We start from the raw sequence: 23355 nt of genomic DNA on the forward strand, positions 1-23355 counted from the left end.
TCACCTCCCCCTCGTGGTCGGCGCGGGCGTGGGATAGGTCGGGCTGGGCAGTGGTCCGCGCGGCGTATCGCTACCCGCTGGAGGTCCCAGGCTCCAGCCCTGTGGAAGCAGCGGGTTGCCCGTGTACATCAGCGACTGCCACAGCTGCGGGTACCGACCGCGCAGGGCGTTGAGGAACACCGCGGTGTAGTCGCCGAAGGTGTTCACGCCGACGAGGGAATCGAAGTTCGGGCCCGACGCCACTGCTTCGCCGAGGGTGTTCGCGAACGGTCCGAGACGGTCGATCGTCTCCTTCAGCTCTTTCTCGTTGTCGGTGAGGATCGTCGCGACGCGGTCGAACTTCTGCAGCACGGGCGTCAGCTGCGCGTTGTTCTCGGCGATGAAGCCCCGCAGCTGAGCGGTGACGTCACCGATCCCCTTGATCAGCTGGTTGAGCGCGTAGCGCCGCATCTCGATCTCCCCGACGAGCGCGTTGGCGTCGATGAGCAACCGGTTGATCTGTTCGTTGCGGTCGCCGACGATCTTGCTCACCTGGTTGGCCTTGGCGAGCAGCGCCCGCAGTTCCTTGTCGCGGTCGGCGACCGCTTTCGACAGCCGCGCAACACCGTTGACCGCCCCCTGGACCTGATCCGGTGTCTCGGAGAACGTGATCGTCAGCGTGTTGAGCGCCTCGTTGAGCTGGTCGGTGTCGGTGTCGGCGACGGTGTCGGTCGCTCCTTCGAGTGCGTCCTGCAGCGAATACGGCGAGATCGTGTTGCCGACCGGGATCGAGCCACCGGGCTTGATCCGGTCGCCTCCGTGCGGGATGACCGTGAGATTGCGTCGGCCCAGGACGGTCTCGGTCCGGATCGCGGCCTGGGAGTCCGACCCCATCTCGACGGTGTCGTCCATGCGGAACCCGACCTTGACCTTGGTCCCGGCGTCGGTACCGGCCAGTTCGATCGACTCGACCGTGCCCACCTGGACCCCGGAGACGGAGACGATGTCGCCCTTGGTGAGTCCGCCGGCGTCGTCGAAGTAGGCGGTGTAGGTGCTGATCGGCGAGATGTAGGGCAGCTTGTCCATCTGCATCGCGGTGATGACCACCAGGCCGATCACGACGATGCCGATGACGCCGACCTGTGCGCGACTCCGCTGTCCGCGTTTCTGCTCGCGGGCGACGTCGGCCTCGTCGGATTCGGATCTACGGCTCGAGAACATGCCGCCGAACGGAAGACTCATGAGCCGTCACACCTTCCGCCTGCCGTCGTCGAGTTCCCCATCACGTTGTTCGACGTGTACAGGATGGTCTGACCGCCGGGCGCCGGCAGCATCAGCCGGATGCGGCAGAAGTAGATCTGCAGCCAGGCGCCGTAGGAGCCGAGGTTCGACAGCGTCTTGTAGTCCTCGGGAAGTCGCGAGATCAGGTTCCGGACAAACGGTTCCGCGGCCAGCAACTCCTCCGAGACCCGTCCGGTGTTGGTCACCATCGACTGCAGGGTCGGCCGGGTGGTGCCCAACAGGTCGGCGAGACCGTTGGTGACGCGCGAGGTCTGCGTCAATGCGTTGCCGACGGTGCTCTTCTGTTCGGCGAGCCCGGTGACGAGTTGCTGCAGGAGGTCGACGCTGGTGTCGAGGCCCTCCCGGTCGCCGTCGAGGGTGGCGAGGGTGGTGTTGAGGTTGTCGATCACGTCGCCGATCAACTGGTCGCGGTCGGCCAGCGAGTCGGTGAACGACGCGGTGTTGCCCAGCAACGTGTTCAACGCGCCGCCCTGCCCCTGGAAGACCGCGATCAGCGAACTGGTCAGCGCGTTGGCCTCGTCGGCGTCCAGGGTCCGGAACAGTGGTTTGAAACCACCGACGAGCTTGTCGAGATCGAGTGCGGGCTCGGTCTGGCCGATCGGGATCTGCGCGCCGTCGGCAAGGAAGGTCGACGTGTTGCCGGTCCCCTGCTGCAACTCGAGATACCGGTCGCCGGTGAGGTTCTCGTATCGGATCAACGCGCGTGCCGACTCCGGCAGCGGATACTGCTGGTCGACGCTGAAGGTGATGACGGCATCGTTGTCGCGGTTCAGCTCGACATCACCGACCGACCCGACCTCGACTCCGGCGATCTTGACCTTGCTGCCCGATTTCATCGCCGATGCACTGGTGAAGACGGCACTGTACTCGTTCGACGCGCCGGACCGATAGCGGCTGAAGACGACGACCAGCGCGACGAAGACCAGGACCATCACCACGGTGAAGGCACCCAGTTTGATCAGGGTCGCGCGGAACGCGCGAGCGCGGTTATCCACGGGGCGGTTCTCCGAACAGGATCTGGAACAGCTTCTGCGAGTTCGCCTTCGGCTTGGTCCTGGGCTGGTAGGGCTGGGGTGCGTTGTCGCCGACGTAGAACGGTGCCGGCACCTTGGTTGCGGGATCACTGAGTCCGCCCTGGCACGTCGGCGGTCCCTCGACGCCGACCCGCGGCAGGTCGTACGGATATTGATACGGATCCTTGCCGGGGAGGATGCTCGCGTCGAGCATCAGCATGCCGTTGCGTTCACCGAGGAACGGCGCCGCGACCTCGGAGGCGATCGCGCCCGCGGTGAGGAAGCACTTGATCCCCGGGGCGTTGTATCCCAGGAGCGCCGCGATGGGATCGAGATCCGACAGCGCTCCGATGAGCGTCTTCTTCGAGGGGGCGATGACCCCATCGATGGTGTTGGCCATCCCGGTGGCGTTGATGAGCAGTGCGTCGAGGTTGGAAGTGTTGTCCACCAACGTGTTCCCGACAACGGTGAAGTTGTCGACGGTGCGCAGGAGATCGGGCATCGAATCCGCGTAGACGTTGGTGACGGTCGCGCCCTCCCGGAAGAGTCGGTTCAGGGCGGGCAGATGCGGATTGGTCTTGCCCAGCAGCGTGGTCAGTTGCTCGAGGGCATCGCCGATCTCCTCGCCCTGACCCTGCAGCGCCGTGTTGATCGCACCGAGGGTCGCGTTGAGTTTCTCCGGCTGCAGCTGTGCGAGCACCGAGACGAGCTGCTGGTACACGGTGTTCAGTTCGACGACGACGCGGTCGGCGGGGATCTCGGCACCCGCGGTCAGCGTGCCCTCCGGCTCGCCGGGCACCACGAAGTTGACGGCCTTGGCGCCGAAGATGGTGTTCGACTTGATGTCGGCGGCCACGTTGGCGGGGATCTTCGCCATGTCACCGTCGGCGATGTCGAGGGTGAGGATCGCATCGCCCCCGCGCTCGGTGATCTCCGCGACGCGCCCCACCTCGACCCCGCGCAGCTTGACCTTGGCGTCGGGGTTCATCACCAGGCCGGCCCGGGGAGCCACGAGGGTGACCTGCTGGGTTCCCTTGAAAGCACCGAGGAACGACGCGCTGGCCCCGATGATCAGCGCCAACAGCACCGCGACCATGACCACCGCCGCCGTCCGGCGGGTCGCCCGTGAACGCTCTTGTCTCCTGCTCATCGCTCAGCCCGCCAGGTTGAACTTGCCGTCGGCGCCATAGATGGCGAGGGAGGTCAGAAGTGTGATCACGACCACAACAACGAGCGATGCGCGGACCGCGTTCCCGACAGCGACACCGACGCCGACCGGCCCGCCCGAGGCGTTGTAGCCGTAGTACGTGTGGATCAGCATGACGGCGACCGCCATACAGATCGCCTGCACGAACGACCACAGGATGTCCGACGGGATGAGGAACGTGTCGAAGTAGTGGTCGTACACGCCGGGCGACTGTCCGTAGAGGAACACCGTCGCCGAGCGGCTCGCGAGGAACGACGCCAGTGACGCCAGCGCGTAGAGCGGGATGATCGCGATCAGCCCGGCGATGATGCGCGTGGACACCAGGTACGGGATGGACGAGATCGCCATCGTCTCCAGCGCGTCGATCTCCTCCGAGACGCGCATGGCACCGAGCTGCGCGGTCGCGCCGGCACCGATGGTCGCGGCGAGCGCGATACCGGAGATCACCGGGACGGCGATGCGCACGTTGATGAACGCCGAGAAGAAGCCGGTGAGCGCCTCGACGCCGATGTTGGCCAGCGAACTGTACCCCTGGACCGCGATCGTCCCGCCGGTGAACAGTGTCAGGAATCCGACGACCACGACGGTGCCGCCGATCATGGCCAGCGCGCCCGTGCCCATGGAGATCTCGGCGATGAGCCGCAGGGTCTCCTTCTTGTAGTGCTTGATCGCACGCGGGATCGACACGACGCTGTCCCAATAGAACAGCGCCTGATCGCCGATCTGATCCCAGTCCTCGCCGGCCCGCTTGACCGCGACGCGCGCGGTCCGGAACCGGGTGGTGAACGGAAGTACCATCGCTCAGCCCGCCGTTGCCTTGAGACCGACGGCGGTGACGACGACGTTGACGACGAACAGCGCCATGAACGAATACACGACGGTCTCGTTCACGGCATCGCCGACGCCCTTCGCGCCACCCTTGACGTTGAGGCCCTGGTAACAGCCGACCATGCCGGCGAACAGACCGAACAGAGCCGCCTTGACCATGGAGATCATCAGCTCGCCGAACCCGGTGAGCAGTGTCAGGTTGGCCACGAATGCACCGGGATTCACGTCCTGGAGGTAGACGGAGAAGATGAACCCGCCGCCGATGCCGATGGTGCACACGAGACTGTTGAGGAGCAGCGCCACGCCGGTGGAGGCCACGATGCGCGGCACCACCAGACGGTGGATCGGGTTGATGCCGAGCACCTTCATGGCGTCGATCTCTTCGCGGATGGTCCGGGCGCCGAGATCCGCACAGATCGCGGTGGCGCCCGCCCCGGCGACGATCAGCACGGTGACGATCGGGCCGATCTGGGTGACCGTGCCCAGCGCGGCACCCGCACCCGACAGGTCCTGTGCGCCGATCTCGCGCAACAGGATGTTCAGCGTGAAGCTGACGAGAACCGTGAACGGGATGGCGACCAGGAGCGTCGGCACCATCGACACGCGGGCGATCGCCCAGGACTGTTCGACGGTCTCCCGCCACTGGAACGGACGGTGGAACAACTCGCGCGTCGACTCGACCCCGAGCGCAACGAAATCCCCGATCCCGCTCAAGGGTGTGGCCAGTTTACTCAGCACCGCCAGCCCCCCCTTCACCCTCGCACCATCGCGAAACCTATCACGCACAATCGAGCCGATTTGGTCAGTTGACCAGAGCACTTGCCGAGAATGTGCGTCCCGGATCGCGGTCGGCGAAGTGGCCTGTCAGGGTCTTCGCGAGGTCCTCCGCCGCCCACGCGTCGCCCTCGGCCACGAAGACCTCGTCGACGGTCGGCGCAGCCATCAGCGTGACCTTGGGACCGTAGACGACGAACACCTGACCGGTGACCGCGTCGGAGTCGGGACCGGCGAGATAGGACACCAGCCGCACGACGTGTTCGGGGTCGAGGGGATCCACCCCGTCGGTGGGCGCGTCGCCGAACACCGCGGCGGTCATCGCCGTCCGCGCCCGCGGGCAGATCGCATTGGCACGCACGCCGTATCGCTTGAGAGCTCGAGATGCCGACAGCGTCAGCGCGGTGATACCCGCCTTCGCCGCCCCGTAGTTGGCCTGCCCCTCGGGACCGAGCAGACCGGCCTCCGACGCGGTGTTGATGATCCGGCCGTAGACCGGACCGCCCGCCGCCTTCGATGCGGCGCGCCAGTGCGACGCGGCGTTGCGGGTGAGCAGGAAGTGACCGCGCAGATGCACGCGGATCACCAGGTCCCACTCGTCGTCGGTCATGTTGAACAGCATCTTGTCGCGCACCACGCCCGCGTTGTTCAGGACGATGTCGAGCGAGCCGAGTTGGTCGGTCGCCGTCGTCATGATGGCGGTGGCGGTGGCCGAGTCGCCGATGTCGCCGGCCACCGCGACAGCTCGGCCGCCTGCGGTCGTGATCGTGTCGATCACGTCGCTCTGTTCGAGCGCCGCGGGGAGGTCGTTCACGACGACCGTTGCCCCCTCGGCAGCCAATCCGATGGCCTCCGCGCGACCGAGACCTGCACCTGCACCGGTGACGACCGCGACGAGACCGTCCAACGAGTAACCCACCCGACATCCTCCTGAGCTAAAACTAGAACCTGTTCTAGCATGATTCACGAACGGATGGAACCGAACCGCATTTTCGCCGGGGTCAGTCCTCGACCACCGACAGCGCCGACTTCGGGCAGTTGGCGGCGACCTGACGAAGTTCCTCGACGCGGTCCGCCGGGATGTCCTCTTGAAGAATCACCAGGTAGTCGTTGTCATCCAGGTCGAAGAAGTCCGGCGCCATCCCGACACAGATGGCGTTGGACTCGCAGAGGTCGAAATCTGCCTTGATACGCATCGGAACCGTCTCCTCATCGATGGGTCACCTGTTGACTGGGCTGTGAGAACAGGTTAGAACGTGTTTCAGAAGTGCACGAGCACTTCGCCTGTCAACTTGACCATAAGCCGGGACCGGACGCTAGCCGATCCACCCCTTGGAGTGTCGATGCGCATCGCCTATACCGACCAACAAGCCGAGCTCCGCAGAGAACTCCGCGACTACTTCTCCGGCCTCATGACCGAGGAACGTCGTGCCGCTCTGTCCGGCGGCGACGGTGAACTCGGCGAGGGCGACGCGTACCGTGACGTCGTCGCGCAGATGGGCGCCGACGGCTGGCTCGCCCTGGGCTGGCCCACCGAGTTCGGTGGCCAGAACAGGTCGATGATGGACCAGCTGATCTTCACCGACGAGGCTGCGATCGCGGGTGCTCCCGTCCCGTTCCTCACCATCAACTCGGTGGCGCCGACGATCATGAACTATGGGTCGGACGAGCAGAAGGCGTACTTCCTCCCCCGGATCGCGGCGGGCAAACTGCACTTCTCCATCGGGTACTCCGAGCCGGGCGCCGGCACCGACCTCGCCGCACTGCGGACCACCGCGGTCCGCGACGGCGACGACTACGTCATCAACGGCCAGAAGATGTGGACCAGTCTGGTCGCCTACGCCGACTACATCTGGTTGGCCTGTCGCACCGATCCGTCGACGCTGGAACCGGGCGGCAAGAAGCACAAGGGCATCTCGATGCTCATCGTGCCCACCACCGCCGAGGGCTTCAGTTACACGCCGGTGCACACCATGTCGGGGGTGGACACCAGCGCGACCTACTACCAGGACGTCCGGGTCCCCACGTCGTCGATCGTCGGCGAGGAGGGCGGCGGGTGGCCGCTGGTCACCAACCAGCTCAACCACGAGCGGGTCGCGCTCTGCAGCGCGGCGCCGATCCAGACCGCCCTGCGCGAGACGATCGCGTGGGCTCAGCAGACCAAGACCGGTGACGGTCATCGGGTGATCGACGCCCCATGGGTGCAGCAGAACCTGGCCCGCGTCCACGCCAAGGTCGAGTTCCTCAAGCTGATCAACTGGAAGATCGCCTCGGTCGCGAGTTCCGGCGGATCGCCGAGCCCGGCCGACGCCTCCGCGACGAAGGTCTACGGCACGGAGTTCGCCACCGAGGCCTACCGACTCCTCATGGAGGTCGTCGGACCGGCCGCGACGCTGCGGACCGGAAGCACCGGCGCGCACCTGAACGGTCGCCTGGAGCGGTTCCAGCGCACGTCGCTGATCCTCACGTTCGGCGGCGGCACCAACGAGATCCAGCGCGACATCATCGCGATGCTCGCCCTCGGCCTGCCGCACCAGCGTCGCTGATCCCCACCGAAAAGGGTTCCCAACATGGATTTCTCACTTCCCGAATCCGGCGCCGACGTCCGCGGGCTGGCCCGCGACATCGCGACGTCGATCAGCACCCCCGAGCGGGTCGCCGAACTGGAGACGGCTCGTGCCGCGCTCGACGCGGACCTGTGGCGCGAACTCGGCGGCGCCGGACTCCTGGGCCTCGAGTTGTCCTCCGAGACCGCCGGGGATGCCGGCGGCGACCTCGGGATCGTCGAGAATGCGCTCGTGGCAACCGAACTCGGCCGCGTGCTGGCCCGCGTACCGTTCGGTCCGCACGCGATCGCCGCCCTTCCGGTGATCGCCACGCACGGCTCGTCGGCACTCCGGGAGCGGATCCTCGGGTCCGGGGCCACCGGCGACTCGGTGCTCACGGTCGCGGTCGAGGAGGACCTGGCCACCGACTTCACCTCGCCCGCAACCACCTTCTCGTCCGACGGTGGCCTGACCGGCGTGAAGGTCGACGTCCCCTACGCCGAGGCCGCGGACATGTTCGTGGTCACCGCGTCCGGACCCGACGGTGTCGTCGCGGTGGTCGTGGCCGCCGATGCCCCGGGCGTCGTCGTCACCCCGACCCCCGCCACCGGGCTGATCCCGTCGGCGCAGGTCGAATTCGACGGCACGCCGGTGTCCGACGACGCCGTTCTCGACGGCGGCGCCGACACGGCCGCGAGGCTCATCGCGCGTGCGACCCTGGCCTGCTGCGCCGAACAGACCGGCGTCGTCGAACGCGGCCTCGAGCTCACCGCCGAGTACGCCCGCGATCGCGAGCAATTCGGCCGCGCCATCGGGTCGTTCCAGGCGGTCGCCCAACGTCTCGCCGACGGGTACATCGATGCCCAGGGGCTGGCACTCACGACGACGCAGGCGGCCTGGTTGCTCGACCATTCGACCGGCCACACCCCGGAACTGCAGAATGCGGTCGCCACCGCCAAGTTCTGGGCCGCCGAGGCCGGGCACCGGGTGGCGCACACTGCCGTACATGTGCACGGTGGTGTCGGCCTCGACACCAGTCACCCGGTCCATCGTTACTTCCTGCGCGCCAAGCACAACGAGTTCGCATTCGGTTCCGCGACCGCCTCGGTGCGGGCCATCGGAGCCGAACTGGCCGCCACGCCGGCGTGAACCGACCGGTCGCGGCGACGCAAGCCTCGACGGTCGCCGATCTGCTCGCTCCGCTGATCGAGATCGACGACCGCGGGGTCTGGTTCGAAGACGGATTTCGCTCCTGGACCGATCATCTCGCCGATGCGGCGTTGCTGGCCGGGGTGTTGCGCGGCCGGTTGTCGGATGACCGCCCGCGTCACGTGGGCGTGCTGCTGCCGAATACGCCGGTGTTCAGCGCGCTCTTCGCCGCGGCGGCACGTCACGGATTCGTGCTGGTCGGCCTGAACACCACCCGCCGCGGCGACGCACTCGCCGCCGACATCGCCCGTGCCGAATGCCAGATCGTGCTGTGCGGCGACGACACCCGGCATCTGCTGGACGGCCTCGACCTGGGCGGAACCCGCGTCGTCGATGTCGATTCGCCCGAATGGGCGGCCGCGGTGATCGCGGGTGAGCCGGCACCCCTTGCCGATGCGTCGCCGGACGACCTGTTGATGCTGATCTTCACGTCGGGGACGACCGGCGACCCGAAGGCCGTGCGGTGTACGCACCGGACCTTCGCGACCAGCGGTCCGATGCTGGCCGATCGCTTCGATATCGGGCCGAACGATGTCGCGTATCTCTCGATGCCGATGTTCCATTCGAACGCGATGATCGCCGGGTGGTGCGTCGCGGTGGCGGGCGGGGCGTCGATCGCGTTGCGGCGCAGCTTCTCCGCGCGTGGGTTCGTCGACGACGTCCACCGGTACGGCGTGACGTATGCCAACTACGTCGGCAAACCGATGCACTACATCCTCGCGACCGATCCGCGCCCCGACGACGCGGCGAGTCCACTGCGGATCATGTACGGCAACGAGGCATCTGCCCGCGATCGGCTCCGGTTCTCCGAACGCTTCGGCTGCCCCGTCGTCGACGGATTCGGATCCACCGAGGGCGGCGTGGCCATCACGCGCACCCCTGACACACCCGATGATGCCCTGGGCCCACTGCGCGAACCGACCGCGGTCGTCGACGTCGACACCGCCGAGCCCGTTCCGGCCGGCGTGGTCGGTGAGATCGTGAACCTCTCAGGGCCCGGCCTTTTCGCCGGCTACCACAACGATCCCGACGCCACCGCGGACCGCATGCGCGGCGGGATCTACCACACCGGCGACCTCGCCTGGGTCGACGACGCCGGTTACCTGCACTTCGCCGGACGTCTCGGCGACTGGTTGCGCGTCGACGGCGAGAACATCGGCACCGGCCCCATCGAGCGAATCCTGCTGCGTCACCCGGCGATACGGCAGGTCGCGGTGCACGGCGTGCCGGTCGAGATCGGTGACGAGATCGAGGCGGTCCTCGTCGCCGACGTGCTCACGGCCGACGACTTGAGCCAGTTCCTCTCCGCGCAAGAAGATCTCGGCCCGAAACAGTGGCCGCACCGGGTGCGGCTCGTCGACGAACTCCCCGAGACCGCGACCTTCAAGACCGTCAAACGCCTCCTGGCTTCCGATGCCACCCCACCGACGTGGGTTCGGGACGGTCGGGTCTACCGCGCCGCGACGTAGGCTCCCTCCCACGATCCGTATGACGTTGTGCCCGGTTTCCGGGCACAACGTCATACGGATCTGCTGCCCCCTGTGGACGGCGTTCCGCGTTCGCGATCGTCACGCACTACGTTGACAGCGCACAGTTCTGGTATGCGCTGATCGTGCTAGCTTCTACGCACACTCTCGGGGGGAGACGATGGCAGATCTGACCGTAGATCCGGCAGCGCTGGTCACAGCCGCTATGGAGATCCAACAGTGCGCTTCGAACATCGGGGGGTTGCACCTCAGTGCAGGACTGGGGACCACCTACGCGACCCAGACGTTCGGCGGCCTCGCCGGCTCCTTCCGAGGCGCGACCGACGACATGAGCGATATCGCGAGCTCCGGTGATTCGCAGATCAAGACGTCGATGTCGAATGCTTCGAAGGCAATCTCTGCTTTTGCTGAGTTGGTGATCAACGCCCGCGACACCACCGTCGACACTGATCAATCCGGAGCAAACCGCATTTCGAGCGCGATCGCCTTCCCTTCGAGGACCGGCCCACTGACGGACCACCCAGTTCCGCTCGAAATTCTCCTGGGCGTCACGGAGAGGGGACCGCGGTAGCATGCCGCCGAGCTACAACGAGGTCACGGCATGGACGCCTGATCAACTCCGGTTCATCGCCAATGGACTCTTCGCTATGAAGGCTCGTCTCGACGCCGAGGCACCCAAGGCTGGAAACCCAGTCCTCAACCTGACGGGTGCGGAGTGGACGGGTAAGGCCAGAGGACCAGCCGATGACCGAGCGGAGGCCATCACACGCTGGCTCCGCGGCGTCGCGGACGAATACGGCGATCTCGCCGATGCGATGAACCGCGGCGCGTTTTCCATCGAAGGAGCAGTCACCGCCCTCGAGAACGGGACAACGTCATCAGAGTCCCAGGGTTATGTGCTGAATAGGGGAAGCCGCGAGTACGAGGTGGCCTTCGAGGCAGCGAAAGCTCCACCCGACACCGAGTACGACGAAAATGTCGCCTTTCAGCACCAGATCGCCTTGCGCAATCTCGGTATAGCTGCGGACCAGGCGGTGAGCGACACGAGCGCAGCAGTCAACTCCGCTTTGGCTGCGCTGAGCGGAATAACACCGGCGTCAATCGCCACATCAAGCGGTTCGATGACACGGGTGACGAACCAAGTGGACGCGTTCCGCGAAGTCTACGGTCGAGTCCCGGTTGGTGAGAATGACTGGCGGATGGCCGCCGCGTTGGACCCGCATAGTTACAATCCGAAGAACAAAGGGGCCCCACCGGTTGTCAGCGTGATCAAGATCAATCCTGTACCCGGGCAGGGCGTCGTTGCCACGGGGCTGTTCATTCCCTCCGAGCGCGTAGTGTCAGGGCTAAACTTCTCCGAGTTCGAACTCAAGAGGAATCTCGGCGACGCCCGCGGGTTCGATCCGAACTTCGCTCCAGAAGACGCTCGCGTCTCATACTTCATCGATTACGAGAACGGCGTGATCGTGGCACGGCAAAACCCTTCGGTCGATGAGAATGGCAACGTCAAGACCGGAACACCTTCCGTCCATGCGAGCCAACTGCACGACGGTACCGTGGCAATCAAATATGACGCGTCCGATCCCCTGGCGCCACCTCATACAGAGGACATCGGTTGGAGTGTACGGGGCCAGACCATTGTCACGCCGGGCGCCGACGGTGCCAGCGTATCGGGTGAAAGAACGGACTTTCCCTCGATGGAGACGTACCAGTACATGCCTGACGGTCGTACTCGAATAATGTTCCAGGACGACGCTGGCGATCATACGGAATACGGGCCACTGCGCGACCTCCCCTCTCAGCATCATTATGGGCAATACACCTCAGATCTATCTCGATTCCCCAAGGACGCCGGGTCTGTCGTCTACGGCCCACCGCCCCACCCCATCGACGAGATGACCGAGTTCGGCGGTGCGGACGACCCTCCTAGGGTCAATCAGGCCAAATGACCATTCAAACGAGTTATTGACAGATACCGCAAAAAAAATGAGGACGGCGTCCATGACCAACGAATCAAGCAGCAACGCACCACCCGGCGACCAGGCTGGTCAACGCGTCTTCGCTGCCCAAACGGCAACCGTCGTTGCCATCCTATGTTCGAGTTTCGGCATTCCGTTCCTATTCGCCGATAACCGAGTAGTAATAGCCTTGGTGCTGGCCACGACGACGTTGCTGATCGGATGCGCCCTTGCCCTACCTCGTCGCACCCGCTCGTGGGGAGGCGTGGTCGTTGCGGCCGCGGTGCCCGTCTACCTCATAACTGGTGTGATGTGACAAATCGCGACGACCGCCAATCGGCCAACCGATTCTTCGGACCGATCACGCCCTACATCTGCGTTGCCGCGATCACCCTCGCTTTGATTGCGGTGAATTACCTGTGGGTGATCGGAATATTGCTCAATATCGTGTTCGTATTCGTCGGCATTGCGCTCATGGCGAATCGGGGGGTGGCTCGTCAAGTCGGTACCGGGATTACTGTCGCGTACCTCACCTTCGTTGCCGCACTTGGCATCCTGATACTCTTCGACTACGTCAAGACTGGCGACGGCCCGTCCACGACATCGTCTTTGTCGGCTCCGCCCAACCCAGAAACGTCACATGGAAGTGACTGACGAAGTCGCCTCTGTGGGCGGAGAATCTTTCAAGCCAACCCAATTGAGCTACGCGGCACAGACACTCGTGTCGTTGCTTCTGCCAGTCGCGATCTTTCTCGCTGCGCTCAACTCCGACACGTCACGCGTTCTCCCCGTCCTCGTAACGATCTCGCTAGCCACCGCGTGTGTCGTCGCCATCGTCAAACGTCCCGCTGCGCGCAGCTGGGTTATCACGATCACGACGGCCACCGTGACCATGAGTGTGGCCGTCATTCCCTACGGGGGTTGGCTGTGAACCCGTGCGATGAGCCACCCGACAACCGATTCTTCGGACCCGCGACTCCGATGACAGTGATCTTTACGCTGGTAGCGGCACCGTGCACGTTTCTGTTCGTGTGGGTCGCCAACGTCTTCCTGTTTCTGTTTCTCTTTGTCCTCGGCGCGGCAATGCTCGTCACCGGCACATCCCGCCAGATCGGCACCGGCCTAGTGGCCGGCAGCCTGACTTACGTACTGGTTCTCGCGGGTTTGCTCGTGTACGCCAGCGCCTGAGGAAGCGACACCGCCGCCTCACAAACCCCCTCGGTTCGACACCTGCGCCCGCCGGGACGATGAGGGTTCTGTCCATTGGTGGTGGATGCGCTCCGAATGGGTGAGACTGGCACCGGTACGCCCGACGAGAGGCTGGACACCATGACCGGTAGGTACCTGCTCCGCACCCTGGGCATCGCACTCGGATGTGCAACCGCCGCACTCCTCTCCCCCACGATCGCGAACGCCGTACCGAACGACGTGACGATCACACCCTCGGTGTCGGGCAACTCGGTCACCGTGACCGTCACGAACCGGTCCACGGCGGTGATCGGGTGCAAGATGTTCGGACTCCCGGCCGGGTCTGTGGCCGACAGCGATTCGCGACCACCCTTCGGATACGTCAACCCGGTCGACCCGCGCGCACTGATCGCGCCGGGCGGCACGCGCACCGTGGCGCTCGAGGTGTTCACCGACGAGGGCCCGAGTGGGTCCACCGTCCTGCCCGACGGCGCCTACGACCTGTACTGGGGATGCACGACGGTACCGGGGTTCGACGGCATCGAACAGTGGGGCACGCTTGGCCCGACCGGAAAGCCGTCGACCGCACGAACCACGCGGCTGACACTTCCCGCCGAAGTCGGCACCCTGATCGCACCGACCCCCATGCCGCAGGGGCCGTGCTCCGACGCCAGCTGCCTCCCGCCAGACGTCGCCGACATCGTCGACGACCTGTGGGCCGAGTACACCTCGCCCTAGCCTGAGCCAAGCGGCGAGGCCGTTGCCGTCGGGGACACTCGCCCGGTCACCCAGTGGCTTCGACTCGGCTCCTCGCTCCGCTCGGTGCCGGCTCAACCAGCGGGGGGGTGGCCGACCGCGCGGGCACCAGCCTGCCGGCTCATCCAGCGGGGGGTGGCCGACCGCGCGGGCACCAGCCAGCCGGCTCAACCAGCGCGGGGTGGCCGCTGCCGCGGGATCAAGACGACTGGCGGCCACGACGCAACGGTAGTGCCGACGCGTTGGTTCCGGCGACGGGCCGATTGGTGACCGATTGCCCGGCTGGTCCCGCATGTGGTCGGACTCACGTGGCGCCGACGGCCGACTTCCGGTGCTCTGGGAGATAGGGAACCGCTCAATTCGGGCTTCCCCGACGGGACAGACCGCCGATGCCGCCGGGACGCACTCCCCGTTCGAAAGCCGATCACGACCACAGCCCTATCGACGGGACTGGAGCCGACCGATGACCGTAGCCGAACGCACCGCACCCGAATCCGACTCCCGCAGACAGTCAACCCGCAAGGAGCTGCTGGGCCCCTTCTACGACGGGCGGGAAATGATTCTCGCCGCCGTCCTCGCCGCGTTGGCCGGCGCCACCGGCGCCGCGGCGTGGCTGTACTCCTCCGGGTGGTACGTGACCTTCATGACGGGCAACAGCGAGCGACTGGTGCTCGAACACGTCAAGGGGGCTCATCAGCTCGGCTTCACCGCTCTGCTCACCGTGGTGGTGTTCGTTCTCGGCGTGTCCGTGGCCACCCTGGCCAGGATGTACGTCTGGCGCAAGGCCCGGCACGGGGCGACAATGCTGACCGCGGGCTCGACGATCGCCGCGTGGCTGATCGACATCAACCTCGACAACGGCAACCGAGAATTCGGCGCCGGCCCGGTCCTTTGCCTGGCCTTCGGTCTCGGCGCACTCAACACCTCGATCAGCCGCAAGGGCGAGGTCGTCATGCCTCTGTCCTACGTGACCGGCACCCTGGTGAAAATTGGCCAGGGCGCCGGGTTGCACGTGTCCGGCGCCAAGCGATGGGGATGGGTCGCTCACCTGAGCACCTACGCGGGATTCCTCGCCGGCGCAGGATTCGGCGGCCTGCTGTTCAACGCCTTCGACGAACGGAACTCGCTACTGACCCTGGCCGTGGTCGCGGTGGTCGCCGCGGCGATCACCTGGCGTCTGGATCATCCCAAGTTCTTGCGTGCCGACGTCCGCTGACATGAGTAGCCGCGTCGGCGGCCGGTCGCGTCGACTCGGGAGCGTCCTGAGACAGGCCGGTCAGCCGCCCAGCGTCTTGTTCATCCGGCCGACGGCCTCCTCGTACTCGCTGACGAGGTCGGCGATGAGGTCGGCGACGGGCGTGATCGCGTTGCAGCGTCCGACGATCTGACCGGCCGGCATCGCGACGACATCGGGATTGTCGGCCTGTGAGATCCGTGCGTGCGCCTCGGCGACGAGCAGGTTCTGCAGCGGCATCGGCAACGGTTCGGGCGCGGACTCGGCGTCCCAGGCATCGGTCCAGGCCGTCTTCAGCAGTCGCGCAGGCTTTCCCGAGTAGATGCGGCGGCGCACGGTGTCCCGCGACGTCGCCTTCAGCAGTGCCTGCTGGACAGTCGACGGCTTGTCGGAACCCTCCGGCACGCCGAGCTTGTACTCCGCCGCCGTCAGCCAGTACGTGCCCATCCACACGCCCTGCGCACCGAGCGCGATCGCCGCGGCGATCTGGCGGCCACTGCCCACGCCACCGGCCGCGAGGACCGGCGCGGTGTCACCGACCGCGTCGACGAGATCCGGCCACAGGATCATCGAGGTGACCTCACCGGTGTGCCCGCCGCCCTCGTAGCCCTGGGCGATGACGATGTCGACGCCCGCCTCGACGTGATGCAGCGCATGCTCTTTCGCGCCCGCGAGCGCGGCGACCAGGACGCCGTTGTCGTGCGCGGTCTGGATGACGTCGGCCGGCGGCGAGCCGAGTGCGTTGGCGATCAGCTTGATCTGTCCGTACTTACGACGATGCTCCATCGCGACGTCGACATGCGAGCGCGCGACCGAGTGCAACCAGCCGAGCACCCCGGCGTCGACCCGGTCTCCACCCGGGAGCGGGGGCACACCCAGATCGTCGAGCGTGCGTTCGACGAACGCGCGGTGCTCCGGCGGGATCATCGAGTCGAGGTCCATCTTCGAGCCCTCGGTCGGGATCTTGGCGGGCATCACCACATCGACGCCGAACGGTTTGCCGTCGGTGTTCTCGTGCATCCACTCCAGGACTTCGTCGAGCTCCTCGGCCTCGTTGAAGCGGACACAACCCAGGACACCGAGGCCACCGGCCCGGCTGATCGCCGCCGCCACGTCCTGGCTGGGGGTGAATCCGAAGATCGGATACTCGATGCCGAACTTCTCGACCAGTTCAGTACGCATGTTTCAGCTCCCTTTCGGCGCTCTACTGCGCCTCGTCGGCGGGACGTTCGGTGGTGACCGACGCTCCCCATCGATAGTCGGGTTTGCCTGCGGGAGAACGCTTGATCTCGTCCACGAACCACACGCTGCGCGGACACTTGTAGCCCGCCAACTCTTTTCGGACAACGTCGTTGAGACTCGTGAGCGACGGGCGCGCACCGTCCCGAGTCGCGATGACTGCCGCGACGCGCTGACCCCACCGGTCATCGGCCACACCCACCACGACGGTGTCGAACACGTCCGGGTGGGCCTTGAGCGCCCCCTCCACCTCCTCGGGGAAGACCTTCTCGCCGCCGGTGTTGATCGACACCGACCCACGGCCGAGCATGGTGATCGTGCCGTCGGCCTCGAGGACGGCGTTGTCGCCGGGCAGCGAGTAGCGCACGCCGTCGAAGACCTTGAACGTCTTCGCCGACTTCTCCGGGTCGTTGTGGTAGCGCAGCGGTACGTGGCCGGATCGCGCCAGCACACCGACCTCGCCGCTGCCCGGCTCGACCGGCGTACCGTCCTCCCGCAAGACGTGGGTCTCCTTGTCGGCCTTCACCCGCGGACCGCCGGTGTGCGGCGTGTCCTTCGCAACGACGCCCATCCCGCCGAAGCCGGTCTCCGACGATCCGATCGCGTCGATGATGACCGAATTCGGGAACCGGTCGAGGAACTGTTCCTTGACGCTCGGTGAGAACAGGCAGGCCGACGACGCGATCGACAGCACGCTCGACAGGTCACGGTCCCCACCGCTCTCCAGCGCCTCGATCATGGGGCGCCCCATCGCATCTCCGGTGATGAACACGACGTTGACCTTGTGTCGTTCGACGATGTCCCACGCCGACGATCCGCTGAACTCGGGGTACACCACCGCTTTTCCGCCGGCGAAGAGGGACTGGAAGATCGCCCACTGCGAGCCGCCGTGAATGAACGGCGGAATCGGGTACCGGACGAGCTGTCCGCCCTCGGCACCGGTCTTGGCAAGATGCCACTCGTCGGGTACGGGTTCGCTGGTGTACCAGTCGATTCCACCACCGAGGACGCGCCACACGTCTTCCTGCCGCCACACCACGCCCTTCGGCTTCCCGGTGGTGCCGCCGGTGTAGAGCATGTACAGGTCGTCGTCGCTGCGTTCCTCGAAGTCGCGTTCGGTCGACGACACCGCGATCGCCTCCTCGAAACAGATCGCATCGCTGTGGCCCGCGCAGCACAGGTCCTCGTCCGACCCGTCCTCGATGACGACGCGGTACTCGAGATCGGGCGCTTTCGGCAACGTGTTGCACACGCGACCGGCGAAGCTCCGCTCGTGGATCAGCACCTTCATCCCGGAGTCGGTGAAGATGTGTTCCAACTCGGCTTCGACGTAGCGGTAGTTGACGTTGACCATCACCGCGCGAGCCTTGAAGATGGCGACCATCGCCTCGACCGACTCGATGGTGTTCCTGCTGTACAGACCCACTCGGTCGCCCGGTTGTACGCCCAGTTCCCGGAGTTTGTGGGCGAGGGCGTTGGCACGCGCCTCCAGGTCGGCGTAGGAGCGCAAGCGGTCGCCCGACTCGAGCGCGACGCGCTCGGGAACAAGGTCGACGGCATGCTCGATGAGGTCGGCGATTGTGTAGGCCATGGTTCAAAATTAGAACGTGTTATCGTTCTGGGCAAGCGGCAATACGCGCCCGCCGCCATCACCTGATCACCACCCGAGCACAGCGACACCGGAGTGCAGCGATGACCACAGCAACCCCCGCCGAGTCCGTCACCGAAAAGGCACCCGAGTGCCTCGTCGAGAAGCGCGGGCACATCCTGATCGTGACGATGAACCGACCGGAGGCGCGCAATGCGCTGTCGACGGAGATGATGCGGATCATGACCGAGGCGTGGGACCAGGTCGATGCCGATCCCGACATCCGGGTGGCCATCCTCACCGGCGCCGGCGGGTACTTCTGCGCGGGCGCCGACCTGAAGAGCATGAACAAGAACGCTCCCGGCGACACCGTCGACTCCGGTGCGTGGAATCCGGCCTCGTTGCCGGCCCTGCTGAAGGGACGCCGTCTCACCAAGCCGCTCATCGCCGCAGTGGAGGGACCCGCCATCGCCGGCGGTACCGAGATCCTGCAGGGCACCGACATCCGGGTCGCCGGCGAGAGCGCGAAGTTCGGTGTCTCCGAGGCCCGTTGGGGCCTGTACCCGATGGGTGGCAGCGCGGTTCGCCTCGTCCGGCAGATCCCGTACACCGTGGCGTGCGACATCCTGCTGACCGGCCGCCACATCACCGCGCGCGAGGCGCTCGAATACGGACTGATCGGCCATGTCGTCGACGACGGGACCGCTCTCGACAAGGCACTCGAACTCGCCGGGAAAATCGCGGCCAACGGTCCGCTCGCGGTGCAGGGCATCCTCAAGACCATCCGCGACACCGAGGGCCTACACGAACTCGACGCCTTCGAGATCGATGCGAAGATCGGCATCTCGGTCTTCAAGTCGAAGGATGCGAAGGTCGGACCCCGCGCGTTCGCGGAGAAGCGCACGCCGGAGTTCACCGGGGAGTAGCGGCACCGGGCGGTCGCGCCGCGCAGCGACTTCCGCGACGCCCCCGGTCAGCAGACGGCGTCCGACGTATCCTCCGACGACCTACGTGGGCGCAGCACGATCTCGTCGAGACGCCGACGATGATGCTCTTCGATGGTCATGCCCGCCTGGATCTCGTCGACGAGGGCTGCGGCGACGTCGCGGATCTTCACGTTCTCCTGCTGTGAGCGCCACCTGAGCATGTCGAACGCCCGGTCGGCGTTGACTCCGTAGACCAGCATGAGCATGCCCTTGGCCTGCTCGATCACGCCGCTGCTGTCGCGGAAGGCTCGTACCTGGTCGTCGCCCGCCGTTGCACCACGGCCATCTCGGCGTCGGTCAGGTCGAGGTAGAAGCCCTCGGTGCCGATGGCCCGCCCCGTGGCGTCGGTGATGGAATGCGCGATGACCGCGACCGGTCGGACCCGCCCGGACGTGTCGACGATGCGGTGCCGACTCGAGAACGGCGCGTGATTGGTGAGCATCTCGGCCAGCACGGCGTCGAAGTGGGCTCGATCGTCGGGGTGCTTGTGGCGGCGCATGAGTTCGGTGGTCGGTTCGACCTCCCCCGGCGCATAACCGTGCAGGGCGGCGACCTCATCGGACCATTCCCACTTCTCGCCCTCGTAGAAGAAGCGGAAGCCGCCGATACGTTGCATGCCCGACGGCATCCGGCCGGACCGGCCGGTCTGCCGACCCGCCGGGAGGCCATCCCGTCCGTGGTCGGCGTCTCCGCAACGGGGCCGTGATCACTTGGCTGCACGCGAGAAATTCTATGTTCGATCGGCATGCACGGCCGCAGGTTCTGCAGTTGGGAAGTCGTCGACGACGGTCGCACGCGGCGGATCACCGATACCGTGTCCCGTCGGGCACACGCCGACACCGGGTGCGTCGTCACACCAACGTCGCGAGTTCCCGGATCGTCTCGGTGTCGCGGGCGGTGACCATGAGCATGGTGACGCCGGCCGCCTCCCACTCCTTGATCTGAGAGCGCACCTCGTCGGCCGTGCCGACGAGCATCGTCTCGCGGACCATCTCGTCGGGCACTGCGGCGATCGCCTCGGCCTTCTTGCCGCTGAGGAACAGGCTCACGATCTCGTCGACGGCGTCGGCGTAACCCATCCGCTTGTACAGCTCGGCATGGAAGTTCTTCTCCTTGGCGCCCATTCCGCCGACGTAGAGCGCCGTCGACGGCCGGTAGCGATCGATGGCCGCGGACACATCGTCGGTGATGACGACCTGAACCGTCGCGGCCACCTCGAAGTCGTCCCGGGAACGCCGTGCCCCCGGCCGGGCGAACCCCTCGTCGAGCCACGAGTTGTACTGGTCGGCGAGGCCCAGGCTGAAGAAGATGGCGAGCCAGCCGTCGGCGATCTCTGCGGTCTGCGCGACGTTCTTCGGGCCCTCGGCACCCAGCCAGATCGGGACGTCGGCGCGAAGCGGATGAGTGATCGGCTTGAGTGGTTTTCCGAGTCCGGTCGCCCCGGGTGCGTCGCCCGGGTACGGCAGCGGATAGTGCGGACCCGCGCTGGTCACCTTGTCCTCTCGGGCCAGCACGTCCCGCACGACGCGCACGTATTCGCGGGTGCGTGCCAACGGTTTTGCGAACGGTTCGCCGTACCAGCCCTCCACCACCTGCGGACCCGACACCCCGAGTCCGACGATGTGCCGGCCGCCGGAGAGATGGTCGAGGGTCAGCGCGTGCATGGCGAGGGAGGTCGGCGGCCGCGCCGACAGCTGGGCCACCGCCGTGCCCAGACGGATGCGCGAGGTCGCCGCGCCCCACCAGGCGAGCGGCGTGTACGCGTCGGAGCCCCACGACTCGGCGGTGAAGACCGCGTCGAACCCGCATTCCTCCGCGGTGGCGATCAACTCCGGCGCTTCGCGAATCGGATCGGCACCCCAGTACCCCAGTTGCAGACCGAGCTTCACAACCACTCCCCTTCTCGCCGGGCCGCGCTTCCCACGGCCTGACATGCATCTTGTGCCCAATACTAGAACGTGTTCTACTCGAGATGTGAGCATGAGCGTAACGTCTCCGGCCGCCCCGAATCCCGTCGCCGAGGTGCCCGAGCCGAAGTCCCCCATCCTGACCGCTCCCCTGACCAACTCCTTCGACTACACACGGTCGCTGGGCCCGGTCCTGAGCCAGTTCGCGCTCGCGTTGCGCGATGGCCGGATCATCGGGTCCAAGGGCAGCGACGGCAAGGTGTCGGTTCCCCCGGTCGAGTTCGACCCCGTCACCGGCACCCAGTCCGCCGAGTTCGTCGAGGTGTCGACCGTCGGCACGGTGACCACGTGGACGTGGAACCCCGAGCCAGTGCCGGGCCAACCGTTGGACACGCCGTTCGCGTGGGCGCTGATCCGTCTCGACGGCGCGGACACCACACTGCTGCACGCGGTTTCGACCGACTCGCCCGACGACCTGTCGACCGGCCTGCGGGTCCACGCCGTCTTCGGCGCCGCGCGCATCGGCCGGATCGACGACATCGCGTACTTCGCCCCCGGCGAGAAACCCGCCACCGCTCCGGCCAACACCGCCGACGCCCCCCAGGGCGCGGAGGCGGGGCTGCTCGTCATCCCCACCCCGGTCAGCACCGCGATCACGCACTCGGCCAACGAGGAAGAGTCCGTGTACCTCGAAGGACTGAAGGCGGGCAAGCTGATCGGCACCCGCATCGGTTCGGGAGTCGATGCCGGGCGCGTGTACTTCCCGCCCCGCGGCGTCAGCCCCGCCGACGGTTCACCCGCATCCGAGCGCGTCGAGTTGGCCCACACCGGCATCGTCACCACGTTCTGCATCGTCAACGTGCCCTTCCAGGGACAGCGGATCAAGCCGCCCTACGTGGCGGCCTACGTGCTCCTCGACGGGGCGAACATCCCGTTCCTGCACCTGATCCTGGACTGCGAGGCCTCTGAGGTCCGGATGGGCATGCGCGTCAAGGCCGTCTGGCTCCCCGAGGACGAATGGGAGTACTCGATCGGCAACATCAGCCACTTCGCGCCCACCGGAGAGCCCGACGCCGAGTACGAGACCTATAAGGACCACCTCTGATGACACTGCCACCGATCGCGATCATCGGCTTCGCGCACAGCCCGAACATCGCCGGCTCCCACGGCACCACCAACGGCGTCGAGATGCTGATCCCCTGCTTCGACAAGCTCTATGCCGAACTCGGCATCGCCCGCACCGACATCGAGTTCTGGTGCAGCGGTTCCTCCGATTACCTTGCCGGACGGGCATTCTCGTTCATCTCCGCAATCGACTCGATCGGTGCGATGCCGCCGATCAACGAGTCCCACGTCGAGATGGACGGCGCCTGGGCGCTGTACGAGGCGTGGGTGAAGATCGCGACGGGCGAGGTCGATCTCGCCCTCGCCTACGGATTCGGCAAGGCCACCGCGGGCAACGCCGACCAGACGCTCACCCTGCAGACCGATCCGTACACCGTCGCCCCGCTGCATCCGGATGCCCGGTCGCTCGGCGCCCTGCAGGCTCGCGCCGGCCTCGACGCGGGCGTGTGGACCGAGGCCGACATGGCCGCGGTCGGTGCTCGGACCTTCGGCGGTTCCGTCGACGAGCTGCTCGGTCGTGAGTACGTCGCGAACCCGCTGCGACAGCACGACATCGCGCCGTACACCGATGCCGCCGCAGCGGTCGTCATCGCCAGCGAGCGCAAGGCCCGCGAGCTGGTGGCCAACCCTGCCTTCGTCACCGGGTGGGATCACCGCATCGACACACCCAACTTCGGGGCACGCGATCTCACCGTCTCACCGTCGACGAAGCTGGCCGGCGACACCGCCTTCGGCGACCGCAGCCGCGCGGTCGACGTCGCCGAGATCAACGCGTCGTACACGCACCAGGAGATCATCGTCCGCAACGCGCTCGGACTCCCCGACTCGGTGCGGATCAATCCGTCCGGCGGTTCGCTGGCCGGCAACTCGCTGTTCTCCGCGGGTCTGCAGCGGATCGGGTACGCGGCCAACGAGATCCTCGGCGGCAACGCCGGCACCGCGGTCGCCCACGCCTCGAGCGGCCCGCTGCTGCAACAGAACATGGTGGTCACCCTGAGCGCCCAGAACAACGAGGGGGCCTGAGAACTG

General features: G+C 66.4%; 26 protein-coding genes. 14 read left to right on the forward strand and 12 right to left on the reverse strand.

Annotated elements, in window-relative coordinates:
- From AS181_RS21570 to AS181_RS21600, 7 genes are all read right to left on the reverse strand, one after another.
- The gene (locus tag AS181_RS21570; protein ID WP_058253548.1) at positions 1 to 1221 is read right to left on the reverse strand and encodes an MCE family protein; all 1221 of its coding nucleotides are present in this window, start codon (positions 1219 to 1221) and stop codon (positions 1 to 3) included.
- Positions 1218 to 2276: an MCE family protein gene (locus tag AS181_RS21575; RefSeq protein ID WP_058253549.1), complete on the reverse strand. Its 1059-nt coding sequence runs from the start codon at positions 2274 to 2276 to the stop codon at positions 1218 to 1220. Before AS181_RS21575 ends, AS181_RS21570 begins: the two co-directional genes overlap by 4 nt.
- A complete protein-coding gene (locus tag AS181_RS21580) occupies positions 2269 to 3390 on the reverse strand; it encodes an MCE family protein (protein ID WP_058253574.1) in 1122 nt (373 codons plus the stop codon). Before AS181_RS21580 ends, AS181_RS21575 begins: the two co-directional genes overlap by 8 nt.
- Positions 3391 to 3447: 57 nt before the next feature.
- Positions 3448 to 4299: an MlaE family ABC transporter permease gene (locus AS181_RS21585; protein WP_004022039.1), complete on the reverse strand. Its 852-nt coding sequence runs from the start codon at positions 4297 to 4299 to the stop codon at positions 3448 to 3450.
- 3 nt (positions 4300 to 4302) lie between these two features.
- Complete coding sequence (locus tag AS181_RS21590; protein ID WP_004022041.1) at positions 4303 to 5067, reverse strand: MlaE family ABC transporter permease; 765 nt, start codon at positions 5065 to 5067, stop codon at positions 4303 to 4305.
- Positions 5068 to 5131: 64 nt separating this feature from the next.
- Positions 5132 to 6022, reverse strand: coding sequence for a 3-oxoacyl-ACP reductase (locus AS181_RS21595; RefSeq protein ID WP_058253550.1), 891 nt, complete (start codon positions 6020 to 6022; stop codon positions 5132 to 5134).
- An 82-nt stretch (positions 6023 to 6104) separates the two neighbouring features.
- The gene (locus AS181_RS21600) at positions 6105 to 6299 is read right to left on the reverse strand and encodes a ferredoxin (protein WP_004022043.1); all 195 of its coding nucleotides are present in this window, start codon (positions 6297 to 6299) and stop codon (positions 6105 to 6107) included.
- A gap of 147 nt (positions 6300 to 6446) precedes the next feature.
- On the opposite strand from AS181_RS21600, the gene AS181_RS21605 reads away from it, so the two are divergent.
- From AS181_RS21605 to AS181_RS21645, 11 genes are all read left to right on the forward strand, one after another.
- Positions 6447 to 7649, forward strand: a complete 1203-nt coding sequence (locus AS181_RS21605; RefSeq protein ID WP_058253575.1) for an acyl-CoA dehydrogenase family protein — start codon at positions 6447 to 6449, stop codon at positions 7647 to 7649.
- Positions 7650 to 7673: 24 nt separating this feature from the next.
- The gene (locus tag AS181_RS21610; protein ID WP_058253551.1) at positions 7674 to 8798 is read left to right on the forward strand and encodes an acyl-CoA dehydrogenase family protein; all 1125 of its coding nucleotides are present in this window, start codon (positions 7674 to 7676) and stop codon (positions 8796 to 8798) included.
- A complete protein-coding gene (locus tag AS181_RS21615; RefSeq protein ID WP_058253552.1) occupies positions 8795 to 10327 on the forward strand; it encodes a long-chain-fatty-acid--CoA ligase in 1533 nt (510 codons plus the stop codon). Before AS181_RS21610 ends, AS181_RS21615 begins: the two co-directional genes overlap by 4 nt.
- A 178-nt stretch (positions 10328 to 10505) precedes the next feature.
- Positions 10506 to 10916, forward strand: coding sequence for a hypothetical protein (locus AS181_RS21620; RefSeq protein ID WP_058253553.1), 411 nt, complete (start codon positions 10506 to 10508; stop codon positions 10914 to 10916).
- Between the two features lies 1 nt (position 10917).
- The gene (locus AS181_RS21625) at positions 10918 to 12294 is read left to right on the forward strand and encodes a hypothetical protein (RefSeq protein WP_058253554.1); all 1377 of its coding nucleotides are present in this window, start codon (positions 10918 to 10920) and stop codon (positions 12292 to 12294) included.
- A gap of 52 nt (positions 12295 to 12346) precedes the next feature.
- Complete coding sequence (locus tag AS181_RS25005; protein WP_139114248.1) at positions 12347 to 12619, forward strand: hypothetical protein; 273 nt, start codon at positions 12347 to 12349, stop codon at positions 12617 to 12619.
- Entirely contained in the window at positions 12616 to 12957 is a 342-nt protein-coding gene (locus AS181_RS25010; RefSeq protein ID WP_068972596.1) for a hypothetical protein, read from the forward strand. Before AS181_RS25005 ends, AS181_RS25010 begins: the two co-directional genes overlap by 4 nt.
- Complete coding sequence (locus AS181_RS21630; RefSeq protein ID WP_058253555.1) at positions 12944 to 13234, forward strand: hypothetical protein; 291 nt, start codon at positions 12944 to 12946, stop codon at positions 13232 to 13234. Before AS181_RS25010 ends, AS181_RS21630 begins: the two co-directional genes overlap by 14 nt.
- 50 nt (positions 13235 to 13284) lie before the next feature.
- The gene (locus AS181_RS21635) at positions 13285 to 13491 is read left to right on the forward strand and encodes a hypothetical protein (protein WP_058253556.1); all 207 of its coding nucleotides are present in this window, start codon (positions 13285 to 13287) and stop codon (positions 13489 to 13491) included.
- Between the two features lie 141 nt (positions 13492 to 13632).
- A complete protein-coding gene (locus AS181_RS21640; protein ID WP_058253576.1) occupies positions 13633 to 14229 on the forward strand; it encodes a hypothetical protein in 597 nt (198 codons plus the stop codon).
- A gap of 481 nt (positions 14230 to 14710) precedes the next feature.
- A complete protein-coding gene (locus AS181_RS21645; RefSeq protein WP_058253557.1) occupies positions 14711 to 15463 on the forward strand; it encodes a DUF1275 family protein in 753 nt (250 codons plus the stop codon).
- A gap of 60 nt (positions 15464 to 15523) precedes the next feature.
- Here the strand turns inward: AS181_RS21645 and AS181_RS21650 are convergent, their stop codons facing one another.
- Together AS181_RS21650 and AS181_RS21655 are read right to left on the reverse strand one after the other, a co-directional pair.
- Positions 15524 to 16663 carry an NAD(P)H-dependent flavin oxidoreductase gene (locus AS181_RS21650; RefSeq protein ID WP_058253558.1) on the reverse strand — a complete coding sequence of 380 codons (1140 nt, stop codon included), beginning with the start codon at positions 16661 to 16663 and terminating at the stop codon, positions 15524 to 15526.
- A gap of 22 nt (positions 16664 to 16685) precedes the next feature.
- Entirely contained in the window at positions 16686 to 18311 is a 1626-nt protein-coding gene (locus tag AS181_RS21655; protein WP_058253559.1) for an acyl-CoA synthetase, read from the reverse strand.
- Between the two features lie 101 nt (positions 18312 to 18412).
- Here AS181_RS21655 and AS181_RS21660 point away from each other — a divergent pair, with 101 nt between their 5' ends.
- A complete protein-coding gene (locus AS181_RS21660; RefSeq protein ID WP_058253560.1) occupies positions 18413 to 19234 on the forward strand; it encodes a crotonase/enoyl-CoA hydratase family protein in 822 nt (273 codons plus the stop codon).
- Positions 19235 to 19281: 47 nt separating this feature from the next.
- Here AS181_RS21660 and AS181_RS25500 read toward each other — a convergent pair whose 3' ends face one another.
- The 3 genes from AS181_RS25500 to AS181_RS21670 all read right to left on the reverse strand — a co-directional run bounded on the left by AS181_RS25500 (position 19282) and on the right by AS181_RS21670 (position 21183).
- Complete coding sequence (locus AS181_RS25500; RefSeq protein ID WP_231742642.1) at positions 19282 to 19521, reverse strand: ANTAR domain-containing protein; 240 nt, start codon at positions 19519 to 19521, stop codon at positions 19282 to 19284.
- Positions 19518 to 19910 (reverse strand): PAS domain-containing protein, encoded by a 393-nt coding sequence (locus AS181_RS25505; RefSeq protein WP_231742643.1) that lies wholly within the window; start codon positions 19908 to 19910, stop codon positions 19518 to 19520. The genes AS181_RS25500 and AS181_RS25505 overlap by 4 nt, the downstream gene beginning before the upstream one ends.
- Before the next feature lie 235 nt (positions 19911 to 20145).
- On the reverse strand, positions 20146 to 21183 hold the full coding sequence (locus tag AS181_RS21670) for an LLM class F420-dependent oxidoreductase (protein WP_058253561.1): 1038 nt from the start codon (positions 21181 to 21183) through the stop codon (positions 20146 to 20148).
- A gap of 91 nt (positions 21184 to 21274) precedes the next feature.
- Between AS181_RS21670 and AS181_RS21675 the strand changes: the two genes are divergently transcribed.
- Positions 21275 to 22306 carry an OB-fold nucleic acid binding domain-containing protein gene (locus AS181_RS21675; RefSeq protein ID WP_058253577.1) on the forward strand — a complete coding sequence of 344 codons (1032 nt, stop codon included), beginning with the start codon at positions 21275 to 21277 and terminating at the stop codon, positions 22304 to 22306.
- A complete protein-coding gene (locus AS181_RS21680; RefSeq protein WP_058253562.1) occupies positions 22306 to 23349 on the forward strand; it encodes a thiolase domain-containing protein in 1044 nt (347 codons plus the stop codon). The genes AS181_RS21675 and AS181_RS21680 overlap by 1 nt, the downstream gene beginning before the upstream one ends.
- Positions 23350 to 23355 lie beyond the last annotated feature (6 nt).

Origin of the sequence: Gordonia sp. SGD-V-85 (assembly GCF_001456905.1) — a bacterium.
In the GTDB taxonomy this organism is placed as follows: Bacteria; Actinomycetota; Actinomycetes; order Mycobacteriales; family Mycobacteriaceae; genus Gordonia; species Gordonia hongkongensis.